Annotated in this window: 1 protein-coding gene; it reads left to right on the forward strand. The window is 75.3% G+C overall.

What is annotated here, in order from left to right; translation table 11 throughout:
* The first annotated feature begins 37 nt into the window (after positions 1 to 37).
* Positions 38 to 502: a GatB/YqeY domain-containing protein gene (locus GL263_RS27595; protein WP_182858446.1), complete on the forward strand. Its 465-nt coding sequence runs from the start codon at positions 38 to 40 to the stop codon at positions 500 to 502.
* Positions 503 to 632: the final 130 nt, after the last annotated feature.

A 632-nucleotide genomic window follows, 5' to 3' on the forward strand; every position in this document is an offset into this window, starting at 1 on the left:
GTACGGGGGTGGGCGGCGGGTGCGGCAGACTGTGGGCATGACCTCGCTCAAGTCCACACTCAAGGACGACCTGACCACCGCGATCAAGGAGCGCGACGAGCTGCGCTCGGCGACGCTGCGGATGACGCTTGCCGCGATCACGACGGAGGAGGTCGCCGGCAAGTCCGCCCGTGAGCTCTCCGACGAGGAGGTGCGGAAGGTGATCGCCCGGGAGGCGAAGAAGCGCCGGGAGGCCGCCGAGGCGTTCGACAAGGGCGGTCGTGCGGAGCAGGCGGAGCGGGAGCGCGCGGAGGGTGAGGTGCTGGCCGCCTACCTGCCGAAGCAGCTGTCCGACGAGGAGCTGGACGCGCTGGTCGCGGACGCGGTGGCCGAGGCGAGGGCCGGTGGCGCGGAGGGTCCGCGGGCGATGGGCGCGGTCATGAAGATCGTGAACCCGAAGATCGCGGGGCGGGCGGAGGGCGGCCGGGTGGCGGCCGCCGTGAAGCGGGCGCTGGCGGGCTGACGCCGTAGCGGGCGGGTGCCCGCGCGGGAGGGACGGACGGACGGAATTCCACGACGAGGGCCCCGGGCCGGCGGAAGCCGGCGCGGGGCCCTCGTCCCGTGCGGGTCAGCGGCGCGGGGCCGCGGGGTGC

It is taken from the genome of Streptomyces durbertensis, from assembly GCF_014156695.1.
Lineage (GTDB): Bacteria > Actinomycetota > Actinomycetes > Streptomycetales > Streptomycetaceae > Streptomyces > Streptomyces durbertensis.